Origin of the sequence: Dickeya sp. Secpp 1600 (assembly GCF_003049805.1) — a bacterium.
Lineage (GTDB): Bacteria > Pseudomonadota > Gammaproteobacteria > Enterobacterales > Enterobacteriaceae > Dickeya > Dickeya fangzhongdai.
The window spans coordinates 1,893,963-1,910,491 of record NZ_CP023484.1 but is presented as its reverse complement, the minus strand read 5'-3'; the positions used below and the strand labels follow the sequence as shown (position 1 = coordinate 1,910,491).

The 16,529-nt window shown below is 50.2% G+C and carries 12 protein-coding genes and 1 pseudogene; 5 read left to right on the top strand and 8 right to left on the bottom strand.

The window, feature by feature from the left end; translation table 11 throughout:
• Positions 1-69: 69 nt before the first annotated feature.
• Positions 70-1,237 (top strand): annotated as a pseudogene (locus tag CPA59_RS08560) (IS3 family transposase).
• 71 nt (positions 1,238-1,308) lie between these two features.
• Here CPA59_RS08560 and CPA59_RS08555 read toward each other — a convergent pair.
• Genes CPA59_RS08555 through CPA59_RS08545 form a run of 3 tightly spaced genes read right to left on the bottom strand, consistent with a single transcriptional unit; the run spans position 1,309 to position 6,968 of the window.
• Complete coding sequence (locus CPA59_RS08555; RefSeq protein WP_255412283.1) at positions 1,309-4,050, bottom strand: AAA family ATPase; 2,742 nt, start codon at positions 4,048-4,050, stop codon at positions 1,309-1,311.
• Positions 4,043-4,588: a hypothetical protein gene (locus tag CPA59_RS08550; protein ID WP_107759093.1), complete on the bottom strand. Its 546-nt coding sequence runs from the start codon at positions 4,586-4,588 to the stop codon at positions 4,043-4,045. Before CPA59_RS08550 ends, CPA59_RS08555 begins: the two co-directional genes overlap by 8 nt.
• Positions 4,581-6,968 (bottom strand): ABC-three component system protein, encoded by a 2,388-nt coding sequence (locus tag CPA59_RS08545; protein WP_107759092.1) that lies wholly within the window; start codon positions 6,966-6,968, stop codon positions 4,581-4,583. The genes CPA59_RS08550 and CPA59_RS08545 overlap by 8 nt, the downstream gene beginning before the upstream one ends.
• Before the next feature lie 1,022 nt (positions 6,969-7,990).
• On the opposite strand from CPA59_RS08545, the gene CPA59_RS08535 reads away from it, so the two are divergent.
• Entirely contained in the window at positions 7,991-8,452 is a 462-nt protein-coding gene (locus CPA59_RS08535; protein WP_107759090.1) for a hypothetical protein, read from the top strand.
• 453 nt (positions 8,453-8,905) lie between these two features.
• On the opposite strand, the gene CPA59_RS08525 is transcribed toward CPA59_RS08535, so the two are convergent.
• The 3 genes from CPA59_RS08525 to CPA59_RS08515 form a co-directional block, all read right to left on the bottom strand.
• The gene (locus CPA59_RS08525) at positions 8,906-10,084 is read right to left on the bottom strand and encodes a DUF3800 domain-containing protein (RefSeq protein ID WP_107759088.1); all 1,179 of its coding nucleotides are present in this window, start codon (positions 10,082-10,084) and stop codon (positions 8,906-8,908) included.
• A gap of 62 nt (positions 10,085-10,146) precedes the next feature.
• Positions 10,147-11,574, bottom strand: a complete 1,428-nt coding sequence (locus tag CPA59_RS08520; RefSeq protein ID WP_107759087.1) for a hypothetical protein — start codon at positions 11,572-11,574, stop codon at positions 10,147-10,149.
• Between the two features lie 79 nt (positions 11,575-11,653).
• A complete protein-coding gene (locus CPA59_RS08515) occupies positions 11,654-11,872 on the bottom strand; it encodes a hypothetical protein (RefSeq protein WP_107759086.1) in 219 nt (72 codons plus the stop codon).
• Between the two features lie 165 nt (positions 11,873-12,037).
• On the opposite strand from CPA59_RS08515, the gene CPA59_RS23125 reads away from it, so the two are divergent.
• Positions 12,038-12,274, top strand: coding sequence for a hypothetical protein (locus CPA59_RS23125; protein ID WP_369831431.1), 237 nt, complete (start codon positions 12,038-12,040; stop codon positions 12,272-12,274).
• A 136-nt stretch (positions 12,275-12,410) separates the two neighbouring features.
• Here CPA59_RS23125 and CPA59_RS08505 read toward each other — a convergent pair whose 3' ends face one another.
• Both CPA59_RS08505 and CPA59_RS08500 read right to left on the bottom strand, forming a co-directional pair.
• Entirely contained in the window at positions 12,411-12,839 is a 429-nt protein-coding gene (locus tag CPA59_RS08505; protein ID WP_255412282.1) for a hypothetical protein, read from the bottom strand.
• A 46-nt stretch (positions 12,840-12,885) separates the two neighbouring features.
• On the bottom strand, positions 12,886-13,830 hold the full coding sequence (locus tag CPA59_RS08500) for an AraC family transcriptional regulator (RefSeq protein WP_369831430.1): 945 nt from the start codon (positions 13,828-13,830) through the stop codon (positions 12,886-12,888).
• A 359-nt stretch (positions 13,831-14,189) separates the two neighbouring features.
• Here CPA59_RS08500 and CPA59_RS08495 point away from each other — a divergent pair, with 359 nt between their 5' ends.
• Both CPA59_RS08495 and CPA59_RS08490 read left to right on the top strand, forming a co-directional pair.
• Entirely contained in the window at positions 14,190-15,338 is a 1,149-nt protein-coding gene (locus CPA59_RS08495) for an iron-containing alcohol dehydrogenase (RefSeq protein WP_107759083.1), read from the top strand.
• 81 nt (positions 15,339-15,419) lie between these two features.
• Positions 15,420-16,511, top strand: coding sequence for an alpha/beta hydrolase (locus tag CPA59_RS08490; protein ID WP_038918646.1), 1,092 nt, complete (start codon positions 15,420-15,422; stop codon positions 16,509-16,511).
• Positions 16,512-16,529 lie beyond the last annotated feature (18 nt).

Here is a 16,529-nt window from a genome sequence, read left to right as displayed (position 1 = left end):
AGTGGTTTACTGAATTTGGCCACCTGAACAGAGGTGATATGCTCATCTCAGAACAAAGCAGGTGTCCCAATGAAAAGAAGAAATTTCAGCGCAGAGTTTAAACGAGAATCCGCTCAACTGGTCGTTGACCAGAACTACACCGTGGCAGATGCAGCCAGCGCTATGGATGTCGGCCTTTCCACAATGACGCGATGGGTGAAGCAGTTGCGCGATGAGCGGCAGGGAAAAATACCTAAAACCTCTTCCATTACTCCGGAACAAATTGAAATACGTGAGCTGAAGAAAAAGCTACAACGTATTGAAATGGAGAATGAAATATTAAAAAAGGCTACCGCGCTCTTGATGTCAGACTCCCTGAACAGTTCTCGATAATCGGGAAACTCAGGGCGCGTTATCCTGTAGCCACTCTCTGCCATGTGTTCGGGGTTCATCGCAGCAGCTACAAATACTGGAAAAACCGCCCTGAAAAACCAGACGACAGACGGACTGTATTACGAAGCCAGGTGCTTGAGTTACATAGCATCAGCCACGGTTCGGCCGGGGCAAGGAGCATCGCCACCATGGCAACCCAGAGAGGCTATCAGATGGGGCGCTGGCTTGCTGGCAGACTAATGAAAGAACTGGGCTGGTCAGTTGCCAGCAACCCACTCACCGGTATAAACGTGGCGGTCATGAGCACATCGCTATCCCGAATTACCTTGAACGACAGTTCGCAGTGACAGAACCAAATCAGGTATGGTGCGGCCACGTAACGTATATCTGGACAGGCAAACGCTGGGCATACCTCGCCGTTGTTCTCGACCTGTTCGCGAGAAAGCCAGTGGGCTGGGTAATGTCGTTCTCACCAGACAGCAGACTCACCATGAAGGCGCTGGAAATGGCGTGGGAAACGCGCGGCAAGCCGGCCGGCGTGATGTTCCACAGCGATCAGGGTAGTCATTATACGAGCCGGCAGTACCAGCAGTTACTGTGGCGATACCGGATCAAGCAGAGTATGAGCAGGCGTGGAAACTGCTGGGATAATAGCCCAATGAAACGCTTCTTCCGGAGCCTGAAGAATGAGTGGGTGCCGGTGACAGGTTATATTACCTTTAGCGAAGCAACTCATGCGATCACAGACTATATCGTTGGGTATTACAGCTCGCTAAGATCGCATGAATATAACGGTGGGTTACCCCCAAACGAATCGGAAAACCGATACTGGAAAAACTCTAAAGCGGTGGCCAGTTTTTGTTGACCATTACACTGTTAAACCCGCGGCGATTCATTCGGGCCTGCACCTCACAGGCCAGACGTTTACGCTCAGTGTTAATACTGCTCAATTTCAAAAGAGACGCCCTGACGAGGGTTACCATTCATGGTGATAATGCTCAGCAATGCACGATCGCCTGAGAGGGCCGAGAATTTTTGTCTCAGGTGGCGCCTCAGCGGGTCGCTTGCCGTCGTTAACACTAACCCAAGCCCCTTCTCCTGCATCGTCAGCATCCTGAAAATGTCCGTCATAGCCACGCGGTTCATATCATCCAGGTGAGCGACAGGCTCATCAAGGAAGAAGGTGCCCCCCAAGGTCCTTGCTCTGGCAAGATACAGGGACAGTGCAAGATCCTGTCGCTGCCCCTGACTGAAATAATCCTGCGTAATAAGTTCATCATCCGCTTTGTCACCTGTCAGTGCCCGCCATCTCAGCTTGCCGTCCTTTGCCACTTTCAGTCCATCGTAAACTTCATTGGCATGCATTCGTGAAAACATCTCCGAAGCAGGTTCGATGAGATTCTTAAGACTGAGGCTGGTCAGACGTTCGATTTCGGATGCTAGCTCATCACGGGCCTGCTCACCTTCCCGCTTTCTGCGTGTGTGTTCACCTATCCTGCGCTCCAGCGTCTCAATGCTGGTGCGAAGCGATCCCGCGCGACTAATAGTTCTGTGCAGATCCACGGCCCTCTGAGCCAGTACATATAGCGTCTCTAAGTGATTCAGGCGGTTTTGCATGCCTGCATGCGCCTCTTCACACTGGAGCAGATTCGCTTTTGTCAGGTCTGCAGCACTGACTTTTCTCCACTGAGTTTGGATGAACTGAAGGTCCGCAAGAACGGCAACAAGCTGTTCTTCTGCGGCCGTTATTTGTTGCAGGCTTTTAGAGACGTCTTCCCCGGTCTGCTTCAGCCCCATTTCGGATACCTGCTGCGCCAGCCGCGCCGTCCGGAGGGCGATGTCAGTATCATCCTTTATCTCCGCCAGCGAAGACTGCACAGACTGGCACCGGTCGTAGACGGATAATTCGACCACTGCGTCTGTATCCGTCTTTAGAAATGCTTCCGCGGCAAGTAGCCTCTCCCTGAACGCCGCATAACGTGCAGACAGCTCCAAGTGAGCAATAAACTGAGATAACTGTTCAGGTGACGATGAGGTTATTCCTCTCTCCTCAAAAAAGACACCATTGCAATGCGCCCTAAATGCCTCACTGAGCTTGCTCTCCGCTACGGCAAGGGATGCTGAAAAGGCGTCTGCATCACGCAATAAGCCTTCCTTTTCCCTGAGCGTCTCTTCCATGCCCGCATAATCACTGCGCATTTGCTCAAGCTGCACATTCAGCGCCTGTGCTTCAGGGGAAAGCCTGTCGCGGGCCGTACGTAACGCAGTTAATAAACGTTCATTTTTAACCCAGTCATGCGTGCAGAGCGGGCAACAGTTCCCCTGTACCTGACTGACAAGCTGCAATCCCAGTGCGTGCAGTTCAGCGGTCTGATCATCCAGCTCCCTGACCGAGGATGTCATCCGCTTAAGTTCATCCGCTGCCTGTTGTGCTTTAACACGTAACGCAACCACTTCATCCCGCGACACGCGCCTGATACGAGACTGCCATTCCTCACGAGCCTCTCCTGAAACATACACGCTGCGTGCCACCTCAAGGTAGCGACTCAGTTCTTCGTGATAGCCCTGCAACGCGCCTGACGGGATACCCTTTTCAAAATAGTTTTCAAGCAGCTGCGTATCCGTGAAACGGAGATTTGCGCTGACGCCCGCCTGCTGCATTATCTGAGCATAATCCTGCGCCGGGGAGCCTTGCGCAGCCATCCATTTCAGCCGCGTTTCCAGTTCCCGAACCTGACCGTCGTCACGCCGTTTTTGCTCCCCGGCATGCTGATGCCTCTGGTTGGCATCCTGCCATGCGCTGCGATGCACAAGGATTCGGGTGCGTAACTGCTGCTCCTCTCCGGATGCATGCTCAAAGGCTTCCCACCGGGCTGACACATCAAGACAGACGGCTCCGTAACTTTCCGTCTCACGTCTGTATTTCGCAATATCCGTTTGCGCACGCTTAAGGAAAGTTTCATGATTTGAACTGTCCTGCCCAGAATCCAAGCTGACGGCAAGCTGCGAAATCAGCTCAGCCGCATCTGATGCAGGTTCATTTGCTTTTTCAGCCTCATTGACGGCGCGGAGCTCTTCCCGGAGACGGTCTAGCCGCTGTGTCAGTTGGCTGACACCGGGCAGATACTGGAGATAACTGTTGATGGACTGCTGTAGGGGTATGAGATGTCCGTACCCCAGAATGTTGGCAAAGACCTGTGAACGCTGTTCGGCTTGCGATTCATCCACCAGCAGGGATAAGGCATTAGAATAAAGCCACCGGCTATTGCGAAGCCAGGCCTGCTTTGTCAGAACCGCCTGGGGACGGTTCTTGCCCGCACCAATTTCCTCCGGAGAGAGCAGGCTAAGAAGAGACAGGGTGTTGCATTGAGTGATGACCTGTCCGTCGGACTTCTCCAGTCCCTTCAGCGTGCGCGTTAGCCGGTACTGCTGCCCGCTAATAATGCAGTCTGCGGCAACAAAGGTTTCTCCATCCCCCCACTTACAGGTCAGCGAACTTTCTGAAACGTCAGGTAATATGCCCGTCAGTAACCACTCCACCGCCTGACAAAGCGTGCTTTTTCCCGTACCATTTGCGGCATAAATAACGGTCAGTCCCGTGTTAAGCGGAATGGTCACCTCTCCGGGTATTCCCCTAAACCGGCTGATCGTCACGTTTAATATCTGAAGATTATACATCGCTGCTCTCCCACTTACTTCCATGGTTCAGGGCGATAGCACGCGGGGAATTTCCCGACTCAAATTCAGCCAGAAGCGCTTGCGTGCTGCCTGTGACCCTAAGGTCTACGGCAGAGATTCCCCGCTGCTCCAGCGGGGCAAGCCCCAGCATTGTGACGCGACCGGTGCGTTTCCACTCCCCATTTTCCATCCACACGAAATGCTTTCTGACCAAACGGGTATTCTGCTCAACTTCTGTAATCAGGCCGTCAGGGACACCGTGAACTGACGGCATCGCATATACTACGCTTGCATCGATGACCCTGCCCTTGCCTTCACGAGCCCGGGCCATCGCGTCCGCAATCTTCTCGCTGACGATCAATTCTCTTTCCATCTGGTCAGGCTTCGCGTTTAGAGGCCACAGCAGCATGCAGGCATATTCGGATTCCCAGTAAAGACTGCCTTCAGACATACCCGTAAGGTATTCCACCGGCAATGTTTTCCTGAAGAATCCGGCAAAGGCCGCTTTTGCTTCAAATTCAGCAATCAGACTATCCATTTTTTACCGTCCATATACTGCTTAGATAGCACTCAAGCTCAGCCGGATCGTCATTTCGCGTCCGGCTGAGCAGAGGATTAAGGGGGAAAAGCCAGGCTCTGCGCGTTGAACGTGGCGCAGCGAAGGAGTCAGCCTCCGCCGCGGGTTCAGCAATATTGGCGCGAGTCAGATCCTGTCGGATTGAACGACCATGTGAAGGCAGGTCCTCTTCCACATCAGCAAACACGCTCAGGTCGCAATGCTCCCCCCCATCCTGTATCCACCGGGTCAGTATGGCGTCAACCTGCGTGTCACTCATTTCATCAGGTAACCATCCCATCACGGACTCAGGTGTCCCTACACCGTTCCATAAAAGATGACCCGTCACGGCATGATTACCGTTCCAGCTGACGCTGGGGTGCATTGAAAGGTAGCTTAGCGCTCTGATCACTTTACGCATGCCCCGGCGCTGTTGAAGGAATGTGTTCACCTGCGGATAGACATAGGACCTGGGCCCGCTCAGTGCATAATGAACAAAATAGCCGGCATAGGGGGGGTTACATGTCACCAGCGCGTGCCGAAATGCATTCACCCCCTCCTGTACAAGGAATTGCGGGGGATCAGTGAAGGGATCCAGCAGCACCCGCTGAAGCTCAAGCTGTATACCATCGCCTACCTCGTAAAAACACCCATTGTGCCATTGCCACATGTAACAGGATGTCGCGGTAAATTCATCACCCGCCGAATTAAACCGAAGGCAAAACATCGCAGAGGTCACGCTCTTATCCCGGATTAACAGGGCCGGTATCGGCCCGTTATCGGCGTGCAAAAGATCATCACCTGCACTGGCTGGGTAAATGCCTGAGGCATAACGTATGCCGTCCGTAATCTCCACCTGTGACTGATGGCAGAAAATGACCCCTAGAAAACGCTTCTGACGTAGGCTCTCAAAACGGCGGATTTGTGCGTTAAAATGCTCCTGTGTCAGCGCACAGGATGATGAGACCAGAAGGACGTTGGGTCGCCGGTGACCGTCATCAGCAATGCTCAGCGAGAGACGGTCATCCAGTACCGTGCCGGAAGAACCGGCCGGAGTGTAATAATCGGTGTTCAGAACGGGCCAGAGATTCACATCATTAAACGCCAGGCGAAGCGCGCGCCCTGCATAACTCAGAGCGGCATTGCAGTCGCAGGTTTCCAGTAAAATAAACCGGTGAATATCGCCCACACCGGACTTTACCCAGCACCAGCCCGCCTGATACTGAGCCCTTCCCGGGTAAAGGCCCTCGCTGTCAGCAGAAAGCCAGCCGTCGTTTTTCCAGGCGTTTAGCACGGTACCGGGCACGATGCCGCAGCCTGCCTGTAAAATAACGGTGCCCTGACATTCACTGATAAGCGCATCAATGAAGCACTGGTCAGCAGGGTCAAAAGCATTCGCGGGGCAGACCAGCATGACCGGATAGTTTCCGGCTACCTCGGGCATTTTATCTTTTAGGAATTCGCCCAGCATACGCACAGAAAGTCTTTCGCCCGCCGGAAAAATAAATGCGTTCAGCCGGCCTGCGGATAACAGGTTTTCATTTCCGTAATGGGTATAAACGTTTTCTGCATGCATGGCGCGTACATCCGCCGCAATAGCGCCCTCTGGATAAACCTCCCGGAAAAAATCCAGAACGCTCTTTTGAGAAAAATACACTTCACGGCGAAAATAGATGCCCATGAGGTTGTCGGACGCACGCACAAGTGGCGAGAGCGATTCACGGGTGTAAAGCTCAATATTCAGTCGCTCAAACTGCGGATGCACCATGTCATATAATGCCTGTCCGGTTTTTTCCTTAAGCAGCGGGGATTTTCTGAGCAACGCATATTTGTCGCGGACGGCAACCAGTGCTTTGAGGTAATCCGTTTTTCGGCCGATAAGATCGGCCAGCGCAGTAGGGTTTCGCTGGAAATACTGCTGTGTTTCGCCGTTAACGTTATCAGAAACTACGAGAATATAGCGAAATGGGAGACCGTCAGGAGGAAGCAAATCACTTATCACCAGACTGCGCAGGCAGATTTTTATCCACTCATCGCGAACTTCTGGCATGGTAAACGCTTTCGAACTGTACCGTTTACATTGCACGATGCCCGCAATCACTCGGTCTTTCATCAGCTGAACGTCGATACCGTTATCGGATCCATCGTTTATCCGAAAGGCCGTGTCATACCAGTCCCAGGTCGCCTCAACCTTTTTCTCATCAAATAAATCCCGGACGATTAATTCGAATGCTCTGGGGTCAAGCGTGCCAAAAGGCAACTGTCCGCAGTCATGAGCATAAATATCCCGGGCGTTGTTGTGAGCCAGCGCTCTCTCTCGATCATCGTCTTCATCGCTGTAAATACGAATACTGGCGTCCATTCACCATCCCTCAGACAACGTAGTCACTATTTTTGTGTCATTTTAAGATACTTTACTCCCACTTAAGCCGGGCACAAAGCCTGAAATGCTAAGAATTTCATCGCCATCAGTAACGGGGATATTTACCGCACGCCATGTTTTAATGCCTGGCAGGGTTATCCCGAAGGGATGAGCTCCGGATTCAAAAATACACTTGCTGAGGCCTGCTGAATCAGAGGGGAATGTGCGTAAGCGTTATTTTCAGGAATTTCAGGCGCGTGGCTGGCAGGTCCTTGCGAGATTCGCAGTTGCCCAATGTTAAATCAATACGTTGGAGCGAATTCGGGTTAAAACCTGTGAGAGCCCGGGCGGCGCGACTGACCTTTCAGCTTCTACCTCCAGGCAAATAAGGCCGGCGAGAACGACTCACGAATCCAGCTCACAGGGGAATAAGTCATCAGAAATCGTTAATTTGTTATTCGTTATTGCACCCTCTTTTATCAGCAAAGACGTTCGTTTAAATTGAGAGCCTGAAACCGTATTTAGTCAGCACGCATTGAATCACCATTGTGATTACCAATCACTTATTAATCGCAAACAGCAATACTTAAGCAACAAATGATAGCCGGAGAGTGCGGGATGACGGATTAAAAACATCAAAACTATTAACTTCAGATAAAATTAATTTCTTTGATTTTCTAAATATAGAATAACACCACTTTTTTTATTAATGAGTCACAAAGAATATTTTTTATTTTCCTGCATAACCAGATTACCTCTAAGCAGGACATTATCCGTATAGTCTGGAACGATAATTATCCGCGTATACGCGTCAATAATCACCACTAACTGGTATATAAACTGCTGGCGATGCTGGAACGTCACGATTTGCCCGCCAGACTCATCTTTACAATCCCCAATCATGGGCTCAAACTGAATGACCCCCTGTTGCACTCCCTGGCAGGGGTCTAAACCGTTATGACCGACGACGGGAATAAAAGCCTGCCGTCATCCGCGAGCTTCCCTCTGCATGCTAAAATTCAATGACGCGTATGTTCTCTCACCATTCGCTTTGCCATCATCTGCTGTGGCTGCTTATGGCCCTTGTGCTGGGCGTGAGCATTCACAATATTATCCGCATCCTGCCCGTGGTCGCGTCAACGGATATACCTATCCTTCCCGTGCCCATTTCAGGCCATCACACAGTTAGGATTTCACCATGCCGAGACTCTCTCTTTAATGAAAAAAATGCCTGGTCTCCAATTTTTGTTGATGAAATGACGCACGAAGACCCGCGATTACCCGACGCACCGATCAGTGCCCTGCTTTTCAGCGTCAGAGGGATCCTCTATGAGGACAAGAACACAAAATGTCTGATTATCCTTGCATCCGGCGCCGCGCAGTTTATCGTTGCCGAAGGCGATGGACTTCTGGACAGCGAGGAGGCTGTCGCGCGTATTTTCTCTGACCGCGTGACCATTATAAACAGGGGGGTTACGGATTGACCTGCTCCCCGCTGTTAGACACATTTGAGTCATTTAAGATGGCTCAAAAAGTGGTTGGTCCGGTTTACCGGGATGCTTACAAAGAAACCGGAAATCTCAAAAAGTGCCTGGAACTAAAGCTGGGATACTTACAGGGTCAGTTTAGGGATCGGAAATGTTTGTACGTTAAGCACATTTTTTAACCAATCCAGATACGTAAGGGATTGATTTAGCGTCAGTGGCTATCGCTTTTAGGTTATCCGATTAAGACAAAATCCCCTCAAAACGCTGTATAGCGCGGGAGTACACTCTATTGCTACAGGTAAGCCTGTTCAAAAAACAGGTTTACCGTACAATAATTCTACATATCCAAACTGACCCCTAGTAATACCACCCCATTGGCGCTTAAACTCACTGCAAGCCCGGACAACACTCCCACAACTGAAAAGTCTATGGGTACGGTACAGATGAGTGTTAATTGTTGTTTTGAGGCTGACATCCCTGACGTTGTTTCTCTAATAAATTATGAATAGTCTTGGTAAAGCCACTTCTGAATGCCGGAGTATATAATTCTCTTGCTTCTGAATTAAGTAATTCAAGATTATGAAAATCAATTTCTCTTTTTAATTCAGTTCCATGATAAAAAGATATATGCGGGATCGCCGGGACATCGAGCCTTGGAGAATGAATGAGTAACGGGCCAAGGTTCCTGGATGCTTTTACCACATCATCAACATTCCCTCTCAAGAAGCGATTGACAGCTGAAACAATTACATCAGCAGCTTGTAATCCTGATGATTTCGATGAATTACCGAAAATACTATACTGTTTTAGAATCTTACCAAACTGAAAGGGAAAAGAAGCATCTGCAACAGAAGAATGGTTTACACCAAATACTTTCATGCGTCGTTCCACTTCATCTTCAGGCATTCCAATACCAGCATCACTCACGCCAAAGTTTCTCTTGAACACCTCCATTTCTTCTGGCAAGTGTGGAATACCACGTGGCTCTCTGTAATAATCCAATTCAACAGTTTCAGGCATAAACTTTGAATAAAGCCATTCAAAGCTCAGAGGTGCGTTGTTTTTCCTGTCAAAAACCCATTCAAAGCGGGATAATTCTCGCGGATTATGGCGCAGATAAAAGGTAATGGTTTTATCCAGCATATGTGAAATCAAATACGACTGAATAACAACCTGATTATATTCCTGAATGCTTAAAGAATTGATGAGATTTTTTGTTTCTTCAAAAGAATGGTTAACCTCGGAAAACTCATCAGGAGTAAGGCCACCCCTGATTTTTTCAATATATCTAAGTCTGCCATCAATCTGTTGTTTCATGTGGAGACTGGTTAACTCATCATCTAATGATGTACGATTGACGGTCATCGCATGAAACGTGCAATCCAGTTTCAGTAAAGCGGTGATAAAATCGGCAAAGCAATCATGAGAAGGGTCTGGCCTTTTGAGATGTTTAATCTCCTCAGAAGAAGGCACGTTCAGTTTCGACTTAAGCTCCATTAATGCAGCACTGACTTTTTTTTCATTCTTATGGGGTACAGTTAACGCTCCAACTGTACCCCATGCTTTATCAATGGTGGCTAGATCGTTACTTGAACTGAATATCCCTGACTCATCAATATATATTTTCATTATAAATCCCTTTTAAATAACGTTTTAAGACAGTCAAAAAAATATGATAGTTACAGTCATTCTTACTTACCAAGTGACTTTAGCATCTCATTCTTTTTGTTCAGCAGTTCTTGACAGAAAACTTCATACTTTTCATCATCTAAGAACTCATCTATTACCTGAATGATTCTCTCATTATTAGTTGAGTTTAAATGTTTCTTAATGACTGCCTGCTCGAAATCCCGCCACCACCTACCCTCATCAGACATCGCAGCCTGATCGGGCAAGCCATTAAACCGTTCTTTATTCTGATAAATTTTATCAATATCGAGCAGCGCAACAAAGTTAGGCTTTAAATGCAGAATATGTGAGTTCTTATAAAATTCAAAACGCTGGATTGCTCTTTTGGTGTGATCATCATTTTCAACTATAAAAATTGCTTGCTTCTTACTTTCAGTAAGTAACTCCATTAATCTCTCAGACTGGTACAGACCTCCTAACGCAATGGCCTTCAAATCCGCGACATTAATTTTTTCCTGCAAAGCTTTATTGCTAATGAAGCAGTCGATAAAAAGCTCATCTACCTTCCCCTCAACAAACAACGTTATTTCATCTGACGTAACGCTGTTCTTTCTTTCTTCATTGGCACTTTTCAGTATTTTTGCAACGCCAGGAATAGATGTGGCCCGTGGGAAAAGAGGAAGCCACCCTTTACTGTTGCTCCAGATGACTGGAAGCGTTGTATTTGGGGTGTTATGGTCAAACGCCAGTAAGCCACCCAGCTGAGAAAATCCCAGTGTGGATGTCGATACGACCCTGTTATATTTTTTTATGATTTCCAGTGAAGCATTACGCTCCGATACCGGCATATCTTTATAAAATACGCCGTCAAGATTAGCCACAGTATCTTTTGAACAATATTCCAGAGCCGTAACAACGGTGGCGCCTGTTTCTTCAATTACATGTTTTATTCCATCTTCATAACCTGCAACCGTCAGAACAAATAAATTACGGGATTTTGTTAATGAATACACCTCTTCAGCAACCCGCTTAACTTCATGAGCAATGGTTTTTCCTGATCCAATGACATCATCGACCAATACGATATTTTCAATCTTGGACAGGTCTAGTTTATCTTCATCATCATTTGACACGAAATCCTTTTCTGATAAACCTACCGTTGTCCTGTAATGATAAGCTATCAATGAGCCACTTTTTGCCGTGTTTCCTATTGCTGCAAAAAGGGTATTATATTTCTCCATCGGCGAACCTTTTTCCGATATTTTCCTTATTAATTTTGTGTGTGCAACTTCCAAAGCCGACCTGATGCTGTAGGAATCAAGAATATCAATATTGTTGAGAATTCTGACAGCTAGGGGATAATGTTCAGCATCGAACTGCATAACCCATTTGATTGCATGATCCAGTGAAACCTTGACGGGCCATGAATCTATTATTTTTTCGATTTGTCCGACTAAAACGTTTAAGTTATTAGGTAATGCGTTGATCATTATAATTCCTGTATTTTAATTGAATGTACCAGGCTACAAAGCTCATTATATATCAGGCCTGCTGCACAGAGTTAAGCACTCACTTCAGCGAACATGGATACCCTGCCCACCTTGACTTTTCGTCCGCCGCCGCCTCCCACTCTTTAAACAGCAGGTCGATTGTGCTCTGTACTATCGTGCTTACTATAACGTCGTCCTCTGCATCCCGGAAGTATTCGTCCCTTATTTCAATCTCGGCCTTGAGTCGGGCTATTTCATCGGCCAGCTCGTCGTCAGTCATCCCTGCATATTTTGCCATCTGCGCTCCTTTTCCTTTCGTATGTATCGTCACACACCATTAATTCTTCAGCGCGTGGCGATCTGCGCCCGCGCGTCCTCCGGAGTCATCGAGAACCGCACGCCGTGCTGCACCAAGTGCATAGCAAACGAATCCCTGAACGTTCTCGTGCACAATGAGGTAACGATCACCACCTATGGTAGAGCGCTCAAATTAGTTTTGCGAACCCCGCAACTATTGGTGGTCATTTTGGTGGTCTTGACAGAAAGGGAATTCAGGTTTAGCTTGCTTATTAGCCAGTTAATGGCAAAGGCGATCCCAGTCAGAGGAGCCAAATTTAGAAAAGCAGATGTCGAAAGGCATCTGCTTTTTGCTTTTCAGACACTCACTACCCTCCCCTTCTCATCTATACCCGCCCAGTAAAGCACCCTGTAGTCATTACTCTTGTTGATATCTCTGTTTACAACGCGCTTATACCAACAGTAAAGAGGAATGCGCGCTGCCTATTATTGATACTAAATAAAACATTGAGCAGGAATACCGCTCACAGATAGCCTTGTTATAACAGCGCTATCTGCTGAATATTAAGATGATGCGATAGCTCGCGCACAATGACCAGATAGCTGATAAAGCCCGTGTCATCCGGGAATTCGCCGTCGTGAAAGGGGCTGCCGGAAATGACATCCGCCACCCGGTTGAACACGTTCTCGATTTGTTGCTGAGTCAGCATGTCGTGGCTGCCGGCGCTGCGGGCTATCTCTTTAAGATAACTGTCGGCAGAAGCAATATGTTGCGCCACCTCACGTAGCGCCGGTGTCGCCTGCAGTTGGTCTTCAATGGTGGCGATCGCCATTTCCACTTCATAAGGCGACGGGATTTTGCGGCGGAAAAACTGGCGGGCAATGGCGCGGTATCCTATCGACAAGGCGATATCGGGGGTAGTAAACCGCACATGCTCTTCGTCGATAGTGAACGAATCATTCATCATCGTGATTCCTGAAACAGGCATTGGATGACCAAAACAATAACGCTGATTAATCGGAAAAGGAAACCATCCCCGCTGGTTTTTGCGGCTTATCCGGCTCTCCGGGGTGAGAGTCGCCTCCCCCACTATCCGCCTTGCGCCGTAATCCGTCTATGTCACGCTTGGGCGGCGCCCCGAAAAGGCGCGTGTACTCACGGCTGAATTGCGACGGGCTCTCATAGCCGACGTCGAAGGCCGCGCTGGCCGCATCCAAATCCTCGTTCAGCATCAGGCGCCGGGCTTCATTCAACCGCAGCCATTTTTGATACTGCAAGGGGCTCATGGCAGTCAGTTGCCGAAAGTAATGATGCAGGCTGGATGTGCTCATCTGCACATAGGCCGCAAGCTCATCAATCCGGAGCGTTGCGGTGTAATTGAGTTTCAGCCAGTCGATAGCCCGAGACACCCGGTGCCCCTGGCTTCCTACCGACGCGATTTGCCACAGCCGCGCGGCCTGATCGCTCATCAGCAGGCGATAGTGGATTTCCCGTTCGATAAGTGGCGCGAGCACCGGGATCGAGCCGGGCTCATCAAGCAAATCCAGCATCCGCCTGAAGGATTCAATCAATACCGGCGTGACCGTACCGATACCAATGCCTCTGTCATTTGCCCGCTGCGTGGGCAACGGCACGCCGCCCTGTGCGATCAGCTCCGCCATGATGCGAAGATCGAACTTCATGGACAACCCCAGACAGGGCTTGTCCGGGCTGGCGACGTTCACTTGCGAATTAGCCGGAAGATCCAGCGATGTGATCAGGAAATGCCGGGTGTTATAAGAGTAGGCTTCGCCGCCCACCAGCATTTGTTTTTCGCCCTGAACCACGAGGACAATGCTGGGCTCGACCAGACAGGTGGTCGGCGGCATCGGAGCTTCACGTCGAAAGAGCGTCAGGCTCGGAATCGGAGTGGTACAGTCCGTCTGAGCGACGGTCCATCGCCCGATAACCTGCGCCATCGCCTCACTCGCCACGCCGACCGCGTCGACGTCGTGTCGTCTTATCTGTTGTTCCTGATTCGGCATACCACGTCTCCAGTCAGTGCCTTTTGGCAGCATATCCTCACCACACGATAGAGCCAATCGACAATCCCGGCAGTTGGAGGATCAGGCAATAAATGCGGAGTATCTGTCTATCGATGGGCTGACAAGATCACGAAAAATGCATCCTGCAAGAACGTTAAGCGGTCAGCGTAATCCCGGTCCTCCCTCAGCACGTGTTTTCGCTCCGTTCCGATATATGTCGATTCAGTCCGCTCATCCCTCAGCCTGTGTCCGGCGACAAAATGAGCAACCAGACAGATTCAAAGGATGTAAATATGGAAAACTTCACTTTCTTTAACCCGACCCAAATCGAATTCGGCGTCGGCAAGGAACAACAGATCGGTCAGCATCTGGCCGATCATGGCATTAAAAAAGTGCTGCTCTGCTACGGCAGTGAGCGCATCAAACGCAACGGTCTTTTCAACACCGTCAGCCAGAGTCTCTCCGGGCAAGGCATCGAACTGATCGAATGCGGCGGTATAGTCAGTAACCCGGTTATCTCGAAGGTGCGGGAAGGGATTGACCAGGCAAAAGCGCATCAGGTCGACGCCATTCTGAGCGTCGGCGGCGGATCGGTGCTCGACAGCGTCAAGGCGATCGCGGCCGGCGTCCGCTACGACGGCGATGTCTGGGACTTGTTTACCGGCAAAGCCCCCGTCGAGTCGGCGCTGCCGCTGTTCGCCATTCTGACGCTGGCCGCGACCGGCAGCGAAATGAACCCGGGCGCGGTGGTCACCAATGACGAAACCAAAGAGAAGTTCTTTATCTCGTCGTCCGCGCTGTTCCCCAAAGTATCCATCGTCAACCCGGCGCTGATGCAGGACGTACCTCGTGACTATCTGGTGTATTCCGCTTCGGATGTCATCGCTCATTTGATCGAGGTTTATTTCACCGCGACGGAGCATCCCAAGCTGCAATCACGGCTGGTTGAATCCCTGATCAACACGGTCATCGAGACAACCGAGGCGTTGCTTGCTGATGCGACAGACTATAGCGCTCGTGCACAGTTCGCGTGGGCCGCGACCTTGGCGCTGAATGGCCTGACCTTTTCCGGCGCAGCGGGCTTTAGCTATCCCAACCACGCCATCGAACACTCGCTTTCCGCGCTGTTCAACGTACCGCATGGCGCCGGCCTGTCGGTGGTGGTCCCGGCCTGGATGAAATGGTACATCGACCGCAACCCGGCGCAGTTCGAACGATTTGCCCGCAACGTATTTGGCGTCGATACCGGCGAGCAAGGCATCGCCGCACTGGAAGACTGGTTCAACACCATCGGTACTCCTACGCGTCTGCCACAGCTGGGTATCCGGGAAACCGCTTTGCCGGGCATCGTTGAAAACGTACAGAGCAACGTCCGTGTCTTTGGTATTGCCGACACCTATTCCCCGGACGTGGTGACCGCCATTCTGAAGAATGCGTTGTAGCCGTTTAGTTGTGACATCCCCCTGATAAGGTCAGTGTCCCTTATCAGGCGGTATCCCGTAATCATTCGAGAGATAATCCGCATGAACAGCCTGCTTTCCCGCAATACGTTCATTCAAAACGCTATCGCTATTTGCGTAGCGACAGTATTGACCAGCGTCCAGCCGGTGCTGGCGCAGTCCCCTTCCGCGTCAGCCAATGGCGATGCCCTGCAACTGACTCAGGAATGGGATAAAACGTTTCCGAAAAGCGATAAAGTCGACCAGCGGAAAGTCACTTTCAAAAACCGCTACGGCATTACCCTGGCCGCCGATCTGTATTTGCCAAAAAACCGTGGCAACCAGCGACTGGCAGCGCTTGCGATCAGCGGTCCCTTTGGCGCGGTAAAAGAGCAGTCTTCCGGTCTGTATGCGCAAACCATGGCCGAGCGCGGCTATGTTACGCTGGCCTTCGACCCGTCTTATACCGGCGAAAGCGGCGGAGAGCCTCGCAATGTGGCTTCACCGGATATCAATACCGAAGATTTCAGCGCCGCGGTCGACTTTCTCGGTTTGCAGCCCTTTGTTGATCGCAACCGTATCGGCATTATCGGTATATGCGGTTTCGGCGGCATGGGGCTAAACGCCGCCGCGGTGGACAAACGCATCAAAGCCGTTGTCACCACCAGCATGTATGACATGTCCCGCACCATGGCGAAAGGCCTGAACGATAGCCTGACCAACGCGCAGCGCACCGAAATGCTGGAGCAAATGAGCCAGCAACGCTGGGTTGACGCCCAGAAAGGCACGCCCGCCGCCGGTCCCCGCATTTTGCCGGAGAAACTGGACAGCAACCCCAATCCGATCATCAAGGAGTTTTTCGAGTATTACCGCACACCGCGCGGCTATCACAAGAACTCGCCGAACTCCAATGGCGCCTGGACTGCCACCACGCCGCTATCGTTCATGAATATGCCGCTGCTGACCTATGTCAACGAAATATCGCCGCGCCCGATCCTGCTCATCGCCGGCGAGAATGCGCATTCGCGTTATTTCAGTGAAGATATCTATCAGGCGGCAGCGCAACCGAAGGAACTCATGATTATCAAGGATGCCAACCACGTCGATCTCTACGATCGTCTGGATAAAATTCCGTTTGATAAGATTTCCGATTTCTTCAGCAACAACCTGAAATAAGCAATACGACGGCCATCG